This is a genomic window from Gallibacterium genomosp. 2 (assembly GCF_000771895.1).
In the GTDB taxonomy this organism is placed as follows: domain Bacteria; phylum Pseudomonadota; class Gammaproteobacteria; order Enterobacterales; family Pasteurellaceae; genus Gallibacterium.
In genome coordinates this window covers 18,532-38,524 of the sequence record NZ_JPXY01000039.1, presented here as the reverse complement: position 1 = coordinate 38,524, position 19,993 = coordinate 18,532, and the positions used below count along the sequence as shown (strand labels likewise).

The 19,993-nt window shown below is 37.9% G+C and carries 19 protein-coding genes; 17 read left to right on the top strand and 2 right to left on the bottom strand.

All coding sequences use genetic code 11. The features are described 5' to 3' along the window. Positions 1–160: 160 nt before the first annotated feature. The gene (locus P375_RS08515) at positions 161–1,420 is read right to left on the bottom strand and encodes an inorganic phosphate transporter (protein ID WP_039136091.1); all 1,260 of its coding nucleotides are present in this window, start codon (positions 1,418–1,420) and stop codon (positions 161–163) included. Between the two features lie 34 nt (positions 1,421–1,454). Continuing rightward, positions 1,455–2,135, bottom strand: coding sequence for a TIGR00153 family protein (locus P375_RS08510; RefSeq protein ID WP_039136089.1), 681 nt, complete (start codon positions 2,133–2,135; stop codon positions 1,455–1,457). Between the two features lie 160 nt (positions 2,136–2,295). Between P375_RS08510 and P375_RS08505 the strand changes: the two genes are divergently transcribed. The 17 genes from P375_RS08505 (at position 2,296) to rnhB (ending at position 19,993) form a co-directional block, all read left to right on the top strand. Further along, positions 2,296–3,330: an inorganic triphosphatase gene (locus P375_RS08505; protein WP_039136087.1), complete on the top strand. Its 1,035-nt coding sequence runs from the start codon at positions 2,296–2,298 to the stop codon at positions 3,328–3,330. A gap of 2 nt (positions 3,331–3,332) precedes the next feature. Next, positions 3,333–4,703, top strand: coding sequence for a DNA repair protein RadA (radA, locus tag P375_RS08500; protein WP_039136085.1), 1,371 nt, complete (start codon positions 3,333–3,335; stop codon positions 4,701–4,703). Positions 4,704–4,904: 201 nt separating this feature from the next. Then, positions 4,905–5,654: a 30S ribosomal protein S2 gene (rpsB, locus tag P375_RS08495; protein ID WP_021461167.1), complete on the top strand. Its 750-nt coding sequence runs from the start codon at positions 4,905–4,907 to the stop codon at positions 5,652–5,654. Positions 5,655–5,771: 117 nt separating this feature from the next. After that, positions 5,772–6,620, top strand: coding sequence for a translation elongation factor Ts (gene tsf, locus P375_RS08490; protein ID WP_021461168.1), 849 nt, complete (start codon positions 5,772–5,774; stop codon positions 6,618–6,620). Between the two features lie 125 nt (positions 6,621–6,745). Next, on the top strand, positions 6,746–7,474 hold the full coding sequence (gene pyrH, locus P375_RS08485; RefSeq protein ID WP_021461169.1) for a UMP kinase: 729 nt from the start codon (positions 6,746–6,748) through the stop codon (positions 7,472–7,474). 197 nt (positions 7,475–7,671) lie between these two features. Then, complete coding sequence (frr, locus tag P375_RS08480) at positions 7,672–8,229, top strand: ribosome recycling factor (protein WP_021461170.1); 558 nt, start codon at positions 7,672–7,674, stop codon at positions 8,227–8,229. Between the two features lie 166 nt (positions 8,230–8,395). Continuing rightward, positions 8,396–9,583, top strand: coding sequence for a 1-deoxy-D-xylulose-5-phosphate reductoisomerase (ispC, locus tag P375_RS08475; protein WP_039136082.1), 1,188 nt, complete (start codon positions 8,396–8,398; stop codon positions 9,581–9,583). A gap of 56 nt (positions 9,584–9,639) precedes the next feature. Continuing rightward, complete coding sequence (gene uppS / locus P375_RS08470) at positions 9,640–10,365, top strand: polyprenyl diphosphate synthase (RefSeq protein ID WP_039136080.1); 726 nt, start codon at positions 9,640–9,642, stop codon at positions 10,363–10,365. Positions 10,366–10,374: 9 nt separating this feature from the next. Next, positions 10,375–11,241 carry a CDP-archaeol synthase gene (locus P375_RS08465; RefSeq protein ID WP_039136078.1) on the top strand — a complete coding sequence of 289 codons (867 nt, stop codon included), beginning with the start codon at positions 10,375–10,377 and terminating at the stop codon, positions 11,239–11,241. A gap of 8 nt (positions 11,242–11,249) precedes the next feature. Continuing rightward, positions 11,250–12,590, top strand: coding sequence for a sigma E protease regulator RseP (gene rseP, locus P375_RS08460; protein ID WP_039136075.1), 1,341 nt, complete (start codon positions 11,250–11,252; stop codon positions 12,588–12,590). Positions 12,591–12,644: 54 nt separating this feature from the next. Beyond that, positions 12,645–15,053, top strand: coding sequence for an outer membrane protein assembly factor BamA (gene bamA, locus P375_RS08455; RefSeq protein ID WP_039136073.1), 2,409 nt, complete (start codon positions 12,645–12,647; stop codon positions 15,051–15,053). A 77-nt stretch (positions 15,054–15,130) separates the two neighbouring features. Next, positions 15,131–15,658, top strand: coding sequence for an OmpH family outer membrane protein (locus P375_RS08450; RefSeq protein WP_039136071.1), 528 nt, complete (start codon positions 15,131–15,133; stop codon positions 15,656–15,658). Between the two features lie 14 nt (positions 15,659–15,672). After that, on the top strand, positions 15,673–16,707 hold the full coding sequence (gene lpxD, locus P375_RS08445; protein ID WP_039136068.1) for a UDP-3-O-(3-hydroxymyristoyl)glucosamine N-acyltransferase: 1,035 nt from the start codon (positions 15,673–15,675) through the stop codon (positions 16,705–16,707). 24 nt (positions 16,708–16,731) lie between these two features. After that, complete coding sequence (gene fabZ, locus P375_RS08440) at positions 16,732–17,187, top strand: 3-hydroxyacyl-ACP dehydratase FabZ (protein ID WP_013746660.1); 456 nt, start codon at positions 16,732–16,734, stop codon at positions 17,185–17,187. A 1-nt stretch (position 17,188) separates the two neighbouring features. Beyond that, the gene (gene lpxA / locus P375_RS08435; protein WP_039136066.1) at positions 17,189–17,977 is read left to right on the top strand and encodes an acyl-ACP--UDP-N-acetylglucosamine O-acyltransferase; all 789 of its coding nucleotides are present in this window, start codon (positions 17,189–17,191) and stop codon (positions 17,975–17,977) included. Between the two features lie 235 nt (positions 17,978–18,212). Continuing rightward, complete coding sequence (gene lpxB / locus P375_RS08430) at positions 18,213–19,403, top strand: lipid-A-disaccharide synthase (protein WP_039136064.1); 1,191 nt, start codon at positions 18,213–18,215, stop codon at positions 19,401–19,403. Beyond that, positions 19,400–19,993, top strand: a complete 594-nt coding sequence (rnhB, locus tag P375_RS08425; protein ID WP_039136062.1) for a ribonuclease HII — start codon at positions 19,400–19,402, stop codon at positions 19,991–19,993. The genes lpxB and rnhB overlap by 4 nt, the downstream gene beginning before the upstream one ends.

Here is a 19,993-nt window from a genome sequence, read left to right as displayed (position 1 = left end):
TGTAATTTAATTAATTTTGGAAAGTCATAATCCTTCCCAATCAGGGTAATTTATCGTGTAATACTTTATGTGTTGCTCTGTGTATTGAAGCAATAGTAATAAAACAAGAAAGTGGCTAAATATTTAATTAGTATATTTAGCCTCAATTATGGAGATTATTTTACAATAATATCGCTTTAAGGATATAGAAAATTATAATGGAGAAAACTGCTCCGGCAGGCAATGTAATAATCCACGAAGAGATAATATTGCGGATAACGGTTAAGTTTAATGCTGCGATACCGCGAGCAAAACCAACACCTAAAACCGCACCCACTAAGGTTTGTGTTGTGGAAATTGGTAAACCGGTGCCGGATGCTAAAATAACGGTGGTTGCTGTTGCAAACTGTGCAGCGAAACCACGACTTGGTGTTAAATCGGTAATACCTGTACCGATCGTTTCCATTACACGTTGCCCCATTACTGCCAAACCAGCGATAATACCCAACGCACCTAATGGTAATACCCACCACGCCATTGTCGTTTTGCCGGCAATAACGCCTCCGTGATCAATAATGGAAACGACAGCAGAGAGTGGACCAATTGCGTTGGCAACATCATTTGAACCGTGAGCGAATGCCATAGAGCAGGCGGTTAATAACATTAAGATACGGAATACTTTTTCTACCGCACCGAAGCCGGCACTGGCTTTCTTTTCAAAAGATTGACTGCGTAAGTAGATAAAACAACCGATAATGGCGATAACACTAAGTGCTAATGAAATAAGGAAAGTTTCTCCATTAGAGAGATGTAAGCCAATATGTTTTAAGCCTTTTTTAATGGTAACTAATGAAATGATAAAAATGGTTAAACCCATATAAAACGGTGCAAACTGTTTTGCATTTAATAATGGGCTGTCGGTATCAAAAATCAATTTTTGCGTGCTGACAAAAATGAGATAAGCAATAATACCAGCAATAAATGGGGTAATAATCCAGCTACCGAAAATACCTAATAGACTGCTCCATTCTACAGCATCACTGCCTATGGTTACGCAGGCGAAACCGACAATCGCACCGATAATAGTGTGTGTGGTGGAAACTGGCCAACCTAAGCGAGAAGCTAATACTAACCAGAAACCGGCAGAGAGCAAAGCGCCCATCATTCCTAACACCAGAATATCCGGTTGATGAATAAAGAGTGTTGGATCGATAATACCATCTTTAATGGTTTCCGCTACTTCACCACCGGCTAAATAAGCACCGGCACCTTCAAAAATAATTGCAATTATAATTGCTTGACGTGGTGTAATTGCCTTTGAGCCGACAGAAGTTCCCATAGCATTTGAAACGTCATTGGCTCCAATTCCAAATGCCATTAAAAAGCCAAAGACGGCAGTTAAGATAACTAACAGTGTGCTGTAATTAGATAATGTTTCCATAATGAATCCTAATTATTAAAGTCGCATTATTGCATTATGAACGTGCTAACATTAATTCAATGCGAGAACCAACACGCTGTGCTTGATCTGCCAATACACCGACCCATTCGATAATTTTGTATAAGAACATCATATCAATTGGATTATAAGAAGCCTCCAGATCAAGAAGGGTGCGACGTAGAACAATCTGCATATGATCGGTATCATCTTCAATTTTATCCAATTCATTGATCATATCGTTTACGAAATTTACTTCACGTCCTCTGAAGCCGGTTTCAAGCAGTTGATCCATTTCATCAATTACTCGACGAGCTTGATCACTGGAATCCAAACTACGGCGTACATAAGCTAAAAATTCAGTTTGAATTTGTTCTGGAACGTGTAATTTTCGACCAATTACACGACCTGAAATATCTTTTGCATAGTTCGCCAATTTATCCAGTTGTGTGACTAATTCCAGCAAATCACCACGTTCGACAGGCATAAAAATACCACGAGGCAGTTTTAAACGAATTTCACGTTTTAATAAATCAGCTTGCTTTTCTAATTCTGAAATTTTATTACGAATTTGCTGTGCAGTATCCCAATCATTGGCATAACAGGCTTCAAAGAAGGGAACTAACATTGCACATGCTTCATTAACTTTAGTGGAATGCTTTTGTAATGGTTTAAGGGGGGATTGGGCAAATAGACCAAGAATATTATTGATTGCCATAGACATCTCCTTAATTGGGTTTGTTGGCTGTAATGCCAGATAAAAGCTGCGCGAATTTTACAATAGACTATTTCCTACTGACAAGATTTTATTTTATACAGTGATAGCAAAATTTGTTAAAGTAACGAAATTGATAAAATTAAGTAAGAGAATCGAAAAAATGCAAGAAATAGAATTGAAATTAACGACAAATCAAGAAGTTATCAATGGTTTGAAGCAAGAATTGAGTCATTTTCGTTTATTAAAACATTATCAGACCGATAGTCAAAATTGTTATTTTGATACAGAAGACAATTTTTTTTCACAACAAAAAATGGGGTTACGAGTTCGTAATGAAGATAGTGTTTATACGATGACCTTAAAAACAGCCGGTACAGCACAAGGTGGATTGCATATGCGTCCGGAATATAATGTTCGTTTATCGCAACAGCAGCCGGACTTGAAGTTATTTAGTCAATTTTCTGAATTGACATTAGCTCGTCCTTATGAGGAATTGCAACGTTCACTCCAACCTATTTTTTATACTGATTTTCAGCGGGAATATTATTTACTGGAAACTGGTAATGGTACACAATTGGAAATTGCTATCGATCAGGGTGAAATTAAGGCGAATAATGCGAAAGCGCCGATTTGTGAGGTTGAATTTGAATTAAAATCCGGAAATGTAGAGGATGTACTGAATTTTGTGCAGCATTTTCTTTTTTTAGATGGAATGCGATTAGGACAAATTAGTAAAGCAGAAAGAGGTTATCGACTAGCTGGAATAACTCCAAAAGCCACACTAATGACAATCGATGAATGGCGACAATTTCTTGAACAGGTATTTCAATCACCACAGCAGCAATTAAAGGCATTATTTCAATATGAATTGAAATTATTAAAAAATTTAGAAAAACTCGATCTTGATCTCATATCACAAAATCAAATGGAAACAACAGCATTAATTGGACTATTCTTCACGCTTTATCAATACAGTTGTGAGCAAGAAGCGTTGTTTGCACAATTTTCAGACAAAGAAGATGCGTCAGAAATGATTGAAATAAACTTATTTGTATATCAACAAATCCGAAAAATTATTGCTCAACACGTGGAGCAGCAGGATAATCACATCGTATTGAAACGGCTGGTGGAATTAACTTCTCAAGGAAGATATCTACAAAAAATGATTAATCTATTAAAAATGACATTGAAATAAGTATGGCAAAAGTAAAAACAGCTTATGTATGTAATGATTGTGGTGCGGAATATGCTCGTTGGCAGGGGCAATGCAGTGCTTGCCACGCGTGGAATACGATAACAGAAGTAAGGATTGCATCCACAAATAATAAGAATGATCGCTTTAGTGGTTATGCCGGAGCAAGTGGCAGTAAAGTACAAAAATTGTCTGATATTAGTTTGTCGGAATTACCTCGCTTCAGTAGCGGTTTTAATGAGTTTGATCGTGTCTTAGGCGGTGGCATTGTGCCGGGCAGTGCAATTTTAATTGGTGGACATCCGGGAGCTGGTAAAAGTACATTGTTATTACAAGTGATGTGCGGTTTAGCACAATCAATGCCGACTCTCTATGTTACGGGTGAGGAATCATTACAGCAAGTGGCAATGAGGGCGAAACGCCTGAATTTACCGATGGATAATTTACAAATGTTATCAGAAACTTCGGTCGAGCAAATTTGTATCACAGCTGATCAGATAAAACCGAAAATAATGGTAATTGATTCCATTCAGGTAATGCATCTGGCAGACATTCAATCTTCACCGGGAAGTGTTTCTCAAGTTAGGGAATGCGCCTCTTATTTAACGCGTTATGCCAAAATGAATCAGGTGGCGATTATTATGGTAGGTCACGTGACAAAGGACGGTACATTAGCCGGGCCGAAAGTGTTGGAACATTGTATCGACTGTTCAATTTTATTAGAAGGAGAAGCAGATTCTCGTTTTCGTACACTTCGCAGCCAAAAAAATCGTTTCGGTGCAGTAAATGAACTGGGTGTATTTGGAATGACAGAACAGGGATTAAAAGAGGTTAAAAATCCATCAGCTATTTTCCTAAGCCGTGGTGAAGAACAGACGCCGGGCAGTTCCGTAGTGGTATTATGGGAGGGAACTCGACCTCTTTTAGTGGAAATTCAGGCATTAGTAGATCATTCTTTGTTGGCAAATCCTCGACGTGTGGCGGTTGGATTGGATCATAACCGTGTAGCATTATTATTAGCAGTGCTTCATCGACACGGTGGTTTACAAATGGCAGATCAGGATATTTTTGTCAATGTTGTTGGTGGCGTGAAGGTGACAGAAACCAGTGCGGATTTGGCATTATTATTAGCGTTAATCTCTAGTTTTCGTAATCGCTCTCTTCCGCGTGATTTGGTGGTGTTTGGTGAAGTTGGTTTGGCAGGAGAAATTCGCCCTGTTCCAAGTGGACAGGAACGTATCAGTGAAGCAGCTAAGCACGGTTTTCGCAGAGCAATAGTGCCATTTGCTAATCGACCTAAAAACACAATTGAAAATATGCAAGTTTTTTCAGTTAAAAAATTAAGTGATGCTTTGCAGGTGTTGGATGGATTTTAATGGTTAATACATAAAATATTTCCGAATAATATTGGTTTTTTACTGTATTTTGTGGTATAAAACGCACCGCCTTTCTGTCGTAAAAATTTGAAAGGTTTAATTTTAATTCACACACATATCGACACTAGCAATCGGGGTGCCAAACGGTCGGTTGTTTAGGGATATGTGGAGGCTAAACCCCAATTGAATAAGGAAAAAATTATGGCACAAGTTACAATGCGTGAGATGCTACAAGCTGGCGTTCATTTCGGTCACCAAACTCGTTATTGGAATCCAAAAATGAAACCTTTCATTTTTGGACCTCGTAATGGTGTTCATATCATCAACTTAGAGAAAACTTTACCTATGTTTAATGCAGCGTTAGAAGAATTAAAACGTATTGCACAAAATAACGGTAAAATTCTTTTCGTTGGTACAAAACGTGCAGCAACCGATCCGGTGCAAGCAGCAGCATTAGATTGCCAACAATTCTATGTAAACCACCGTTGGTTAGGTGGTATGTTGACTAACTGGAAAACAGTACGTCAATCAATCAAACGCTTAAAAGATTTAGAAACTCAATCTCAAGACGGTACATTTGATAAATTAACCAAAAAAGAAGCGTTAATGCGTACTCGTGAGATGGAAAAATTAGAGTTAAGTCTTGGCGGTATCAAAGATATGGGTGGTTTACCTGATGCATTATTCGTTATCGCAGCAGACCACGAACATATTGCAATTAAAGAAGCAAATAACCTTGGTATTCCTGTATTTGCTATTGTTGATACTAACTCTGATCCGGATGGCGTTGATTACGTGATCCCAGGTAACGATGACGCAGTAAGAGCGATCCAACTTTACTTAACTGCAGCGGCAGAAGCTGTTAAAGAAGGTAAGGCTCAGGCTCAAGGTGCAGTAGCTGAAGAAGCTTTTGAAGAATTAGCTGCAGACGCCGAAGCTAAAGCTGAATAATTGTATCGGGATATAATAAGGTTAAATCCCTTATTAACCGCAGTAAATTAACTGGTTAGCAGGGGACTTTTTTAAGTTCCCTGTTTTATAAGTCGAGTAGACAGAGAGGATTTAAAAATGGCTGAAATTACAGCATCATTAGTAAAAGAATTACGTGAACGTACCGGCGCTGGTATGATGGAGTGTAAAAAAGCACTTGTTGAAGCAAACGGCGATATCGAATTAGCAATCGACAATATGCGTAAATCAGGTCAAGCAAAAGCAGCTAAAAAAGCAGGTCGTGTTGCTGCTGAAGGTGTAATCATCGTTCGTATTAAAGATGGTTATGGTGTTGCTGTTGAAATGAATTGCGAAACAGACTTCGTAGCAAAAGATTCAGGATTCTTGGCATTGGCAAACAAAGTTGCTGATTATGCGTTAGAAAATAAAGTAACAGATATTGATGTATTAAAAGCTCACTTTGAAGATGAACGTACTGCATTAGTGGCGAAGATCGGTGAAAATATGAATATTCGTCGTGTTTCTGCAATCAGTGGCGATGCTGTCGGTTCATACTTGCATGGAGCGAAAATCGGTGTATTGGTTGCAGCAAGCAATGCGGATGAAGAATTAATGAAACATATCGCAATGCACATTGCAGCAAGTCGTCCTGAATATGTAAATCCTTCTGATGTTCCAGCAGATGTTGTTGCTCACGAACGTCAAATTCAGGTTGATATTGCAATGCAATCTGGTAAACCTCGTGAAATTGCAGAAAAAATGGTAGAAGGCCGTATGAAGAAATTTACCGGCGAAGTGTCTTTAACAGGTCAACCATTTGTAATGGATCCATCAAAAACTGTTGGTGAATTATTAAAAGAAAAAGGTGCGACAGTATCTAGCTTCATTCGTTTAGAAGTAGGTGAAGGTATTGAGAAGGTTGAATCTGATTTCGCAGCAGAAGTTGCAGCGATGTCAAAAGCCTAATTAATGAGTGAAAAAAGCGAGGAAACTCGCTTTTTTTATAAATAAATTATTTAGTATTTTTGAAATTATAGTGATATTAAAAAGAATGATAAATAATTTATTTGGAAATAAAAAAGGAAAGCACAATGAGTCAATTAAAACCGATTTATAACCGTATTTTGCTTAAATTAAGTGGCGAAGCTTTGCAAGGAGAAGAGGGTTTTGGTATTGATCCTTCTATTCTTGACCGTATGGCAATGGAGATTAAAGATTTGCTTGAGTTAGGTGTGCAAGTAGCGGTTGTATTAGGTGGGGGGAATTTATTCCGTGGTGCAAAATTGGCTAAAGCGGGTATGAACCGTGTTGTTGGTGACCATATGGGAATGTTGGCGACTGTAATGAATGGTTTAGCGATGCGCGATTCCTTACATCGTGCCGATGTAAATGCAAAATTGATGTCGGCGTTTCCATTAAACGGTGTGTGTGATACTTATAGCTGGGCGCAAGCGATTCGTTTATTAAGACAGGGGCAAGTTGTTATTTTTTCAGCAGGGACAGGAAATCCGTTCTTTACTACTGATTCAGCAGCTTGTCTTCGTGGTATAGAAATTGAAGCAGATGTGGTATTGAAAGCGACCAAAGTAGACGGGGTTTATGATTGTGATCCGGCTACCAATCCGAATGCTAAACTTTATTCTACATTGACTTATCAGGAAGTGTTGGAAAAAGAGTTAAAAGTGATGGATTTGGCTGCCTTTACATTGGCACGTGATCACGGAATGCCGATTCGTGTATTTAATATGAATAAACCAGGTGCATTACGTCGCGTTATCCTCGGTGAACCGGAAGGTACATTAATTACAGACAAAAAATAGATTTAAAAATCGTTTTGCATTCGTTACAATTCAAGCAATCCTCTAAATTGGCAACCGCTATATGGCGGGAATAGGATTGAAAGAGTAAAAACTGGATTCATATTTGCACAAAATCCATAAGGCAGTAACCCTTATGGATTATTTTGCAAATAAAACATCAGAAATTGTCATTTCATTCAAAATAAAAGGAACATAGTGTGATTAAAACAATTAAAGATGAAGCGCAACAACGTATGGAAAAAAGTGTTGAAGCGTTAAAAAATCAAATTTCAAAAATTCGTACCGGACGCGCTCATCCAAGTTTATTGGATGGTATTCACGTTGAGTACTATGGTGCAGCAACACCTTTGCGTCAGGTAGCGAATGTAGTGGCTGAAGATGCTCGTACACTTGCTATCACTGTATTTGACCGTAGCCTTATTTCTGCTGTAGAAAAAGCGATTATGGCATCAGATTTGGGATTAAATCCAGCATCTGCAGGTACTATAATTCGTGTTCCACTCCCACCATTAACAGAAGAGCGTCGTCGTGATTTAACTAAAATTGTTCGAGCTGAAGCGGAACAAGGGCGCGTTGCAGTTCGTAATATTCGTCGTGATGCAAATGATAAAATTAAAGCATTATTGAAAGAAAAAGAAATCAGTGAAAATGATGAACGTAAGGCACAGGATGAAATCCAAAAATTAACAGATCTTTATGTGAAGAAAGTTGATGAAGCATTAGCAGAAAAAGAAAAAGAATTAATGGATTTCTAATTGCAATATGAAGTAACTGGTGCGGCTCGTACCAGTTATTTTTTATTAAAATTTTAGCAGATATGTAAATCGGGATTGGAATTGTTCCTAAACTTGGCTAATAAGATTAATATTACAGCGCTTATCCAATATTGAAATACGTCTATTAACAGATCAATCTAACATTATGAAAAATATCGTTATCTTAGGTTCTACCGGCTCAATCGGGAAAAGTACACTCTCTGTCATTAAACAAAATAAGGATTATCAGGTTTTTGCGTTAGTTGCCAATAGTAATGTTGAGCTGATCACAGAGCAATGTTTAGAATTTGAACCGCTCTTTGTTGCTTTAGCAAACCATGATGCCGCTAAACAGGTAGCGGAAAAATTAAAACGACAAGGTTGTGCGACAGAAGTATTGGCGGGCGAAGAAGCGATTTGTGAATTGGCGGCACACGAAAAAGCAGATATGGTAATGGCGGCAATTGTTGGTGCGGCAGGATTATTACCGACTTTGTCGGCAATTAAAGCAGGCAAACGTATTTTGTTGGCAAACAAAGAATCTTTAGTAACTTGCGGACAGGTTTTTCTCAATGCAGTAAAACAATATGGTGCAACATTATTGCCGGTGGACAGTGAACATAATGCGATATTTCAATCATTACCAGTGGAAGCACAACAAAATATCGGTTTTTGTGAATTACAACGCTTAGGTATTAGTAAAATTGTGCTAACCGGTTCCGGCGGACCATTCAGAACTAAACCGTTGGATGAGTTTGAAACTATTACTCCAGCACAGGCTATTGCGCATCCTAATTGGTCGATGGGAGCAAAAATCTCTGTTGATTCTGCCACAATGATGAATAAAGGGCTGGAATATATTGAGGCTCGTTGGTTATTTAATGCGAGTGCGGAGCAGATGGAAATTATTATTCATCCGCAATCAATTATTCATTCAATGGTACGTTATATTGACGGTAGTGTTATTGCACAAATGGGTACTCCAGATATGCGGACACCTATTGCTGAAGCGATGTCTTACCCGAAACGGATTGTTTCCGGGGTAGCGCCATTAGATTTTACCAAAATTTCTGAGTTAACTTTTATGGAAGCGGATTTTCAACGCTATCCTAATTTAAAGTTAGCGATTGAAGCATTTGCTGCTGGACAATATGCAACAACAGCAATGAATGCCGCAAATGAGGTAGCGGTTGAGGCATTTCTACAACAAAGACTTAAATTTACTCAAATTGCCGAAATCAATCGATTTGTTGTCGAAAAAATTCCTTCACAAGCAATTAATTCAGTAGATGATGTGTTAGATGTTGATAAAATCGCCAGAGAAGTTGCTAATGATCGTATTTTAAGTTTTTAATCTATAGTTCACGTGGTATATTGTCGCTCGATTTTAATTAGTCTATTTGGTGAAAAATGTCGTTAGATCCGGAAAATATTCCTCAGCACGTTGCTATCATTATGGATGGTAATGGTCGCTGGGCAAAACAAAAAGGTAAATTGCGCGTTTTTGGGCATCGAAATGGTGCGCAAGCAGTTAAACGTGCAGTTTATTATGCGGCACAAACCGGTATCAAATATTTAACACTTTATGCATTCAGCAGTGAAAATTGGCAGAGGCCAGAGAATGAAGTGAATGCACTAATGGATCTTTTTATTAGAATGCTTGATCTGGAAGTGAATAAATTGCATAAGAATAATATTCGATTAAATATTCTTGGCGATATTTCCCGATTCAGTGAAGGATTACAAAAACGAATTCATTATGCGGAACAGCTCACACAAAATAACACCCAATTAACGCTAAATATTGCTGCTAATTATGGCGGCAGATGGGATATTTTACAGGCAGCAAAACATATGTGTTATGAAGTTCAGCGTGGCGTTATTGAGTTGGAAAATGTGGATGAATCTCTGTTTTCAAATTATTTAACAACCGAAAATCAACCGATGGTTGATCTTTTGATCCGTACCAGCGGTGAACAACGCATCAGTAATTTTTTGCTGTGGCAAGCGGCTTATGCTGAATTCTATTTTACAGAAGTTTTATGGCCAGATTTTTCAGAGCAAGAGTTTGAACAAGCATTATATTTTTATCAACAACGGGAGCGCCGGTTCGGAGCCCTTTCAAAAGGATCATAGGAGTCTATTTTGTTAAAAGCTCGAATTTTGTCTGCATTGGTATTAGTTGCCATTGTTTTCATTGTATTATTTGTTTTTCCTCCATTGCTGTTTGCTTGTACTGTAGCATTGTTGGTTACTTTGGCAGTGTGGGAATGGACGCAATTTGCTAATATTAAACAACCGATTGTTCGCCTGATTATTGCCACGATTGCTGCGGCATTTCTTTATTTATTTCTTTATGCTAATAGCGATTATATTTCAGTTGGTAATATTCTGAATAATATGTCTGAATTATTGATTGTTTCTTCATTGGTATGGTGGATTATTGCTTTTTGCTTGGTGTTGAGTTATCCGAAAAGTACAGCATTTTGGGGAAATTCTAGCATTGCCCAACTGTTATTTGCATTTTTTACTTTAGTTCCCTTCTTTTTAAGCTTGATGGCATTACGCTTTTATCATTACAACAGCAATCCGTATCAAGGTATTGTATTGTTACTTTATGTGTTTTTATTGGTTTGGGCAGCGGATACCGGCGCCTATTTTGCCGGTAGGAAATTTGGTAAACATAAGTTAGCACCTAAAGTTTCTCCGGGGAAAACGTGGCAAGGAGCGATTGGTGGTGTATTATTGTCTGCATTGGTAGCTTGTATTTTTCTTAGCATTACACCTTTTTATCAACAAAGCGATCTCTCATTTCTACAATTAATTACAGTATCTATATTAACTGTGTTTGTATCTATTCTTGGCGATTTAAGTGAGAGTATGTTTAAACGCCATTGCGGCATCAAAGATAGTAGTCAATTGATTCCGGGACATGGCGGTATTATGGATCGTATTGACAGTTTAACTGCTGCGTTGCCTGTATTCAGTGCCTTTTTCTTTGTTTTAAATTAAGGATTGCTATGCCATCATTTTTGTGGACAACTTTATCATTTATTGTTGTTATTGCTATTCTCGTGTTTGTACACGAATTTGGGCATTTTTGGGTAGCTAGACGATGTGGGGTAATGGTGCAACGTTTTTCCATAGGCTTTGGAAAGGTAATATGGCGCAAGACGGATAAATATGGTACTGAGTTTGCTATTTCTCTTATTCCTCTCGGTGGCTATGTCAAAATGTTGGATGAGCGCAATGAAACTGTTGCACCGGAATTGCGTCAAAAGGCATTTAATTATCAACCTGTACGTAATCGTCTGCTGATTTATGCCGCTGGGTCATTAGCGAATTTTTTATTTGCACTGTTCGCTTTTTGGATCGTATATCTGATAGGCATTCCTACTTTGCGTCCTATTATTGATAATATCCGTCCTGACTCTATTGCAGCACAGGCAAAATTGCCAAAAGATTATCAGATTACAGCTATTGATCAGCAGGCCATTCATAACTGGGAAGATGTTAATCTAGTGTTAGCGGCGAAAATGGGGGAACCTTCCGTAACTATTTCTTTACGGGATACCACATCAGATAATTCTGTGAATAAAGTGTTGCACTTGGAAAACTGGCATTTTGATTCAAGTGAACAATCGGCAATGACGGCATTGGGAATTGAGCCGAAAGCAACAAAAATTGAAAATGTGATTGCTAAAATATCAGAAAATTCTCCGGCACAAAAAAGTGGCTTGAAAGTTGGTGATCAGATAGTGGCAATTAATGGACAGAAAGTGAATTGGCGACAGTTTGTTGAAGCAATTCAACAATATAAATTACAGCCTTTTGAATTGACAATTCAAAGAAATGGTCAAGCACAAATAGTTAAGATTCAACCTGAATTAAACGAAAAAGGAAAGCCTTATATCGGTGTGATGCCAACAGTACATCAAGTTGATGCAAAATATATTGAAACGCAGCAGTATGATCCGCTTTCCGCATTTTCACATTCGTGGCAAATGGTAGAGCAGTTGTCGTGGGCGACACTAAAAATTATTGGTAAACTTTTTACTGGTGAGGTTGGTCTAAACAGCTTAGGAGGGCCAATTTCGATTGCACAAGGAGCGGGTATATCATCGGAAAATGGTTTTACCTATTTCTTACGTTTTATGGCATTGATCAGTGTAAACTTAGGAATGATGAATTTGTTTCCATTGCCAGTTTTAGATGGTGGTCAAATAGTGTTTTTATTAATAGAAGGAATCACTAAACGACCAGTATCGGAAAAAATACAGAATATTGCATACCGAATTGGGATTGCATTACTATTATGGCTCACGGTTTTTGTATTATTTAATGATATAATGCGTTTATAATACAACCGTAAAAAATGAGATTTTACTGTTATTCGAACAACAGGATTAAGCAATATGAAAAAACTTTTATTAACCACTTTATTATTCAGCAGCACAACAACGTTTGCTGCACCGTTTGTAGTAAAAGATATCCGTATTGATGGCGTAGCGGCGGATAATAAGCCTGCCGTTATGGCACAATTGCCGGTTAAAGTAGGGCAAACTATTACAGATCGAGATATTGCGAATGTTGTGCGGACTTTATATTTGAATGGTTCTTTTGCTAATGTACAAGCTTCACAGGAAGGGAATACACTAGTCGTTAACGTAACTCAACGGGCTACGATCAGTAGCCTTGAAATTTCTGGCAATGATTCGATTCCAAAAGACGCATTACAACAAAATTTAGATGCTAATAATATTAAACAAGGTAGTCTATTGAATCGTGAAAAAATGGACGCATTCAGCACGGAACTGGTTAATTATTATCATTCTATTGGTTTTTATAATGCCAAAGTGCATTTTAATGTCGATACCGTCAACGGTAATCAAGCTAATGTGAAGTTAGAGATTGTAGAAGGTGATCGTGCATTGGTGAAACAGATCAAATTTGAAGGAAATAAATCTTTTGATAGTTCTACTTTATTAGAGCAGATGGAAATTCAGCCAGATGTGTCTTGGTGGAATTTCTTTGCTAGCAGTAAGTTAGATCAACAAAAATTCCAAAAAGATTTACAAGCATTAAAAACTTTCTATCTCAATCACGGTTATCCGAAATTCAATATTATCGATGTGAAAACTGATGTTAGCGAAGACAAGAAAGACATCAACATTACCATTGATGTTTCCGAAGGCGATAAATATGAAGTGAGCGGTGTTCGTATTGTCGGTGATACCGCCGGTTTATCAGATGAAATGCAGCCGTTGTTGAAAAAAATCTATGTCGGTGAGTTGTTTAACGGTGATAACGCTAAAGATGTGGAAGATGGTATTAAGAATATTTTAGGTAATCATAGTTATGCCGCAGCACAAGTGAATTTAGTACCGGAATTTGATGAAGCTAATCATAAAGTGAATTTGACTTATGTAGTGGATGCAGGTCGTCGTTATTATGTGCGAAATATCATATTTAAAGGAAATGATGCCAGTGCAGATAAAACATTGCGTCAAGAAATGCGTCAACAGGAAGGTGCATTGTATTCACTTTCTGCAATTCAACAAGGTAAATTACGTTTAGAGCGTACTGGTTTCTTTGAAACGGTTGAAAGCAGCACAGAAATGGTTAATGGCACTAATGATCAAATGGATGTCATCTATAATGTAAAAGAGCGGAATACCGGAAGTATCAACTTCGGTATTGGTTACGGTACTGAAAGCGGTTTAAGTTATAACGCTAGCGTGAAACAGGATAATTTCTTGGGAACAGGGGCATCGGCTAGTTTATCAGGTACAAAAAATGATTATGGTATGAGTATCGCATTAGGTTATAACGAGCCTTATTTTACTAAAGATGGTGTCAGTCTTGGCGGAAGTGTTTTCTACGATAAATATGATAACTCGAAAAATGATGACCAAGCATCCTACTCAAAAACCTCTTATGGTGTAGATGCTACTTTAGGTTTTCCTGTTAATGAAAATAACTCTTACTATCTTGGTTTAAGTTACGCACATAATAAATTAAAAGATATCGATCCTGAATATCATCGTGCGCTTTATCTTGACTCTATCAAAGCGGATTCTTGGGAATTCTCCAATGATGATTTTGATTTTAGCTTAGGTTGGGTTTACAACAGCTTGAATCGTGGTTTCTTCCCGACTCAAGGGGTGAAAGCAACTATCGGTGGTAGAGTGAGTATTCCGGGTTCTGATAACAAATATTATAAATTGAATGCCAATATTGTTGGCTATTATCCATTAAATCGAGATAATTCGTGGGTAATTTCCGGACGAGCAGGCATTAACTATGCTAATGGTTTTGGTGGTAAGAAATTACCGTTTTATCAATATTATACTGCTGGTGGTATAGGCTCATTGCGAGGATTTTCTTATGGTTCTGTAGGTCCAAATGCATTGTATATCGATACCAATATATGTAAGCCGGTAGTAGGAAACAAAGTTAATACAGACTTTAATTGTTATAAAGATGGTATTGATGACGATGTGGTTGGTGGTAATGTAATGGGAACCGCAAGTGTTGAGTTGATTATGCCGACACCGTTTGTTAGCGATAAGAATCAAACTTTAGTAAGAACTTCGTTATTCGTAGACGCGGCAAGTGTTTGGGATACACATTGGGATAAGTCATTATCAACACAAGGTATTCCAGATTATAGCGATCCAAGCCGAATCAGAGCATCAGCAGGGATTTCGTTTCAATGGCAATCACCGATTGGGCCATTGGTATTCTCTTATGCAAAACCTATTAAAAAATATGATGGTGATGATATTGAACAGTTCCAATTTAGTATTGGCGGTTCATTCTAAATCATTAAAAAGGGAACTTATTAAAGAATAAGTTCTCTAATATACTCAATAATTTAAAAATCGTTAGGAGTTTTTTTATGAAAAAATCATTAAAAGTTGCAGGATTAACTTTAGCATTGGCGAGCAGTGCATTATTTGCTTCAGCAGCAAATGCAGAGGAAAATATCGTATTTATTAATTATGCTTATATTTTCCAACACGCACCGGAACGTGAAGCGGCATTGAAAAAATTGGATGCTGAATTCAAAACACCTGTAGAGGAATTACAGAAGAAAGAAAAAGTAATTATGGATAAAATCCAAAAATTACAGAAAGATGCGAAAAACTTACGTCAAGCAGATATCAAAAAACGTGAAGACGAAATCAACAAATTACGTGTTGACTATGATAAAGAAGCTAGTGAATTACAACAAAAAATCAATGCTCGTCGTGCAGAAGAGGATAATAAAGTTGTTGAGTCTATTCAAAAAGTAATTAATGAAATTGCTAAAGAGAAAAAATACACTTTCGTGATTGATGCAAATGCTGTTGCTTTTGCTACAGATAACAAAAATATTACTAAAGATGTAATGGCTAAACTTGCACCGGCAGCAGATAAAAAATAGGAGCTCGCTGGAATATGCAACAATACCGTCTAATTGATTTGGCGGAAAAAGTCGGCGGTACTCTTAAGGGTAACGCCGATATTTTCGTTGAGAGTATTGCACCATTGGAGCGTGCGACATCACAACAGTTAACTTTTATTTCCAATCCTAAGTTTCGACCTTTACTTGCACAAAGCCAAGCTGGTGTGTTGTTGGTTAGCGAAGCCGATTTGCCTTATTGCGCTGATGATCAGAATGTGATTGTTGTGAAAGATCCTTATGTAGCTTATGCAATTTTGGCACAATTAATGGATACTACACCGCAACCTTCTGCCGATATTGCAGAAAGCGCAGTGATTTCTACAAGCGCATTATTAGGAAAAAATGTCAGCATTGGAGCGAATGCCGTAATTGAAGATGGAGCTATCATTGGTGATGATGTTTGTATTGGTGCCGGATGTTTTATTGGTAAAAATGCTAAAATTGGTGCAAGAACAAAATTATGGGCAAATGTATCGGTTTATCACAATGTTGAGATCGGTGAAGACTGTTTAATTCAATCCTCGGCAGTTATCGGTAGTGATGGATTCGGTTATGCGAATGAGAAGGGGAAATGGATTAAAATTCCTCAAACTGGTAGCGTAATTATCGGTAATTGTGTTGAAATTGGAGCTTGCACCTGTATTGATCGTGGAGCATTGGATTCTACCGTAATTGAAGATAATGTAATTATTGATAACCTCTGTCAAATTGCACATAACGTCCATATTGGTACAGGAACGGCTATTGCTGGAGGTGTGATTATGGCTGGTAGTTTGCACGTTGGGCGTTATTGCTTGATTGGTGGTGCAAGCGTGATTAACGGTCATATGGAAATTTGTGATGGTGTTACCATTACTGGTATGGGGATGGTGATGCGTCCGATCACCAAACCAGGCGTCTATTCTTCAGGCATTCCGTTACAAACTAATAAGGAGTGGCGTAAGACCGCAGCTTTAACATTGGGCATTAACGATATGAATAAGCGTTTGAAAGCGTTAGAAAAACAAATTAAGAATATCAACAATTAACTCTATTTTTAAGGGGCAACTACAGTGACAACCGAACGAGAACCACGAATAGTCGATATTGATGAAATTATGCAACTTTTGCCACACCGTTACCCATTTTTGTTGGTTGATCGAGTGCTGGATTTTGAAGAAGGAAAATGGATTAAAGCGATCAAAAATGTAAGCGTTAACGAGCCTTGTTTTACCGGTCATTTCCCTCAGAAACCGATTTTCCCTGGAGTATTAATTCTTGAAGCATTAGCACAGGCAGCCGGTGTATTGGCATTTAAAACGACACAACTTTCTGAAAATGAGCTTTATTATTTTGCAGCGATTGATAATGCTCGTTTTAAAAAACCAGTGTTCCCGGGAGATCAATTGCTGTTAACGATTGAATTTGAACGAGAAAGACGTGGTGTAATGCGTTTTAAAGGTGTGGCAACAATTGATGGTCAATTGGTGTGCGAAGCTGATTTGATGTGTGCCAGACGAGGAGTGTAATATGATCCATCCAAGTGCCAAGATTCATTCGACAGCTATTGTCGAAGAGGGGGCGAAGATCGCCGAAAACGTGGTGATCGGCCCGTTTTGTATTGTAGAGAAAACAGTCGAAATCGGAGCGAATACTATATTAAATTCACACATTGTAGTAAAAGGCAAAACGAAAATTGGTGAAAACAACCATATTTTCCAATTTGCTACTATTGGTGAAATTAATCAGGATTTGAAATATGCTGGTGAAGCGACAGAAACGGTTATTGGTAATAATAACCGTATCCGTGAACACGTTACAATCCATCGAGGCACAGTGCAAGGCGGTGGAATCACCAAAATTGGTGATAATAATCTATTTATGGTGAATGCGCATATTGCACACGATTGTCAAATTAAAAATAACTGTATTTTGGCTAATAATGCAACATTAGCAGGACACGTTCAATTAGATGATTTCGTCATCGTAGGCGGAATGTCAGCTATCCATCAATTTGTTATTGTTGGTGCGCATGTAATGTTGGGTGGTGGTTCAATGGTAAGTCAGGATGTGCCACCATATGTGATGGCACAAGGAAATCACGCTCGTCCATTCGGTATCAATATTGAAGGATTGAAACGGCGTGGTTTTGATAAGTCGACACTACACGTTATTCGTAGTGTTTATAAATTGATCTATCGTAGTGATAAAACTTTAGAAGAGATTATGCCGGAAATTGAGCAGATTGCTTCAACTGAGTCCTCAATCAGTTTCTTTATTGATTTCTTTAAACGTTCAACACGTGGCATTATTCGTTAATTGTTGTATTTATATTATTAATTGAATCTAAACCGTACTTTATATACCAATAAAGTGCGGTTTATTTATCAAAACTTGTTAGCAGCTATAACTTCACCATTTACGGTGGCAGAATGTATTTAATTTGGGAGCATTGTGCCCCTTCAAGATCAAAGAATTTATAGAGAACATTTTATCTGATTTTCTATAAATTAAGAGATTGAAACAGCAAACGTGTTGAATAAGGAGAAAGAGAATGCAGGATCTTCAGCTTAGTGCGAATTATGCACCTACTATTGCGATTGTTGCTGGAGAGGTGTCCGGTGACACATTAGGTGCAGGATTAATTCAAGCCTTAAAAATTCGTTATCCGCAAGCGAAATTTATCGGTATCGGTGGCACTAAAATGCAACAGCAAGGTTTTGAGTCGCTTTTTGATATGGAAGAGTTGAGTGTTATGGGGTTAATGGAAGTAGTGAAACATTTACCTCGTTTGTTAAAAATACGCCACTCACTGATTGAACAATTATTAAACTTAAAACCAGATGTTTTTATCGGGATTGATGCGCCGGATTTTAATATTGATGTTGAATTAAAACTTAAGCAGAACGGCATTAAAACCTTGCATTATGTGAGTCCGTCAGTATGGGCGTGGCGACAAAATAGAATTCATAAAATTGCTAAGGCAGTAAATATGATGTTGGTTTTTATGCCGTTTGAAAAGGCGTTTTATGATAAACATCAAGTGCCTTGCCGTTTTATAGGGCATACTTTGGCGGATGCCTTACCATTGAAACCTGATCGATTAGAAGCTTGCCAGTTTTTACAAATTGATCCGCAGCAACGTTATTTATCGATTTTAGTTGGTAGTCGCCATAATGAAGTTGCTTTTTTGGCGGAAACTTTTATTAAAACCGCTATTTTGCTTAAACAACAATATCCAGATATCAAATTATTAGTACCGTTGGCGAACGAGAAATGTCGTCAACAGTTTGAGCAAATTTTGCAGCAGACTGCACCGGATCTGGAAATGATTTTATTAAATGGACACGCTAAGCAGGCGATGATTGCGGCGGAAGCGACATTATTGGCATCCGGCACGGCAGCATTGGAAGCAATGTTATGTAAATCACCGATGGTAGTTGGCTATAAAATGAAAGGCAGCACTTATTGGTTAGCAAAACGACTAGTCAAAACCAATTATATTTCCTTGCCGAATATTTTAGCGAATAAAATGTTGGTGCCGGAGATGATTCAAGAACAATGTGAGCCGACATTATTGGCAGAAAAATTGACAATCTACTTTTCTGAAAGTGAACAGGATCGCCGTTATTGTGTTGAATTACGGCAAACGTTTACCGATTTGCATCGATCTATCCAACAAGATGCGGATAAATTAGCGGCAGAAGCGGTAAGCGATATTTTAGAAGGAAATATTGAAGTATGACCGATTTTGTCTATCCGAATGCAAAACTGATTGCCGGCGTGGATGAGGTCGGTCGAGGTCCATTAGTCGGTGCAGTGGTAACAGCAGCAGTGATTTTAGATCCAGAAAGACCGATAGCCGGTTTAGCCGATTCTAAAAAATTGTCTGAAAAAAAACGTCTGTTACTTGCTGAAGAGATAAAAGAAAAAGCGTTAGCGTGGAGTTTGGGTAGAGCAGAAGCAACAGAGATTGATCGGATTAATATTTTACAAGCAACAATGTTGGCGATGTGCCGTGCAGTACAAGGATTACACATTCAACCGGATTTTGTCTTGATTGACGGTAACAGAATTCCATCAGCGTTAAAGATAGCAGCACAAGCAGTGGTAAAAGGAGATAGTTTAGTAGCGGAAATCAGTGCGGCATCCATTTTGGCAAAAGTTGCACGAGATCAGGAAATGTTATTATTGCATCAAAAATATCCGCAATACGGCTTTGATCGTCACAAAGGTTATCCGACCAAATTGCATTTGGAATCGATTGAAAAATATGGCATTTTGGCTGAACATCGACAAAGTTTTGCACCAGTAAAAAAATATATAAAAGGATAA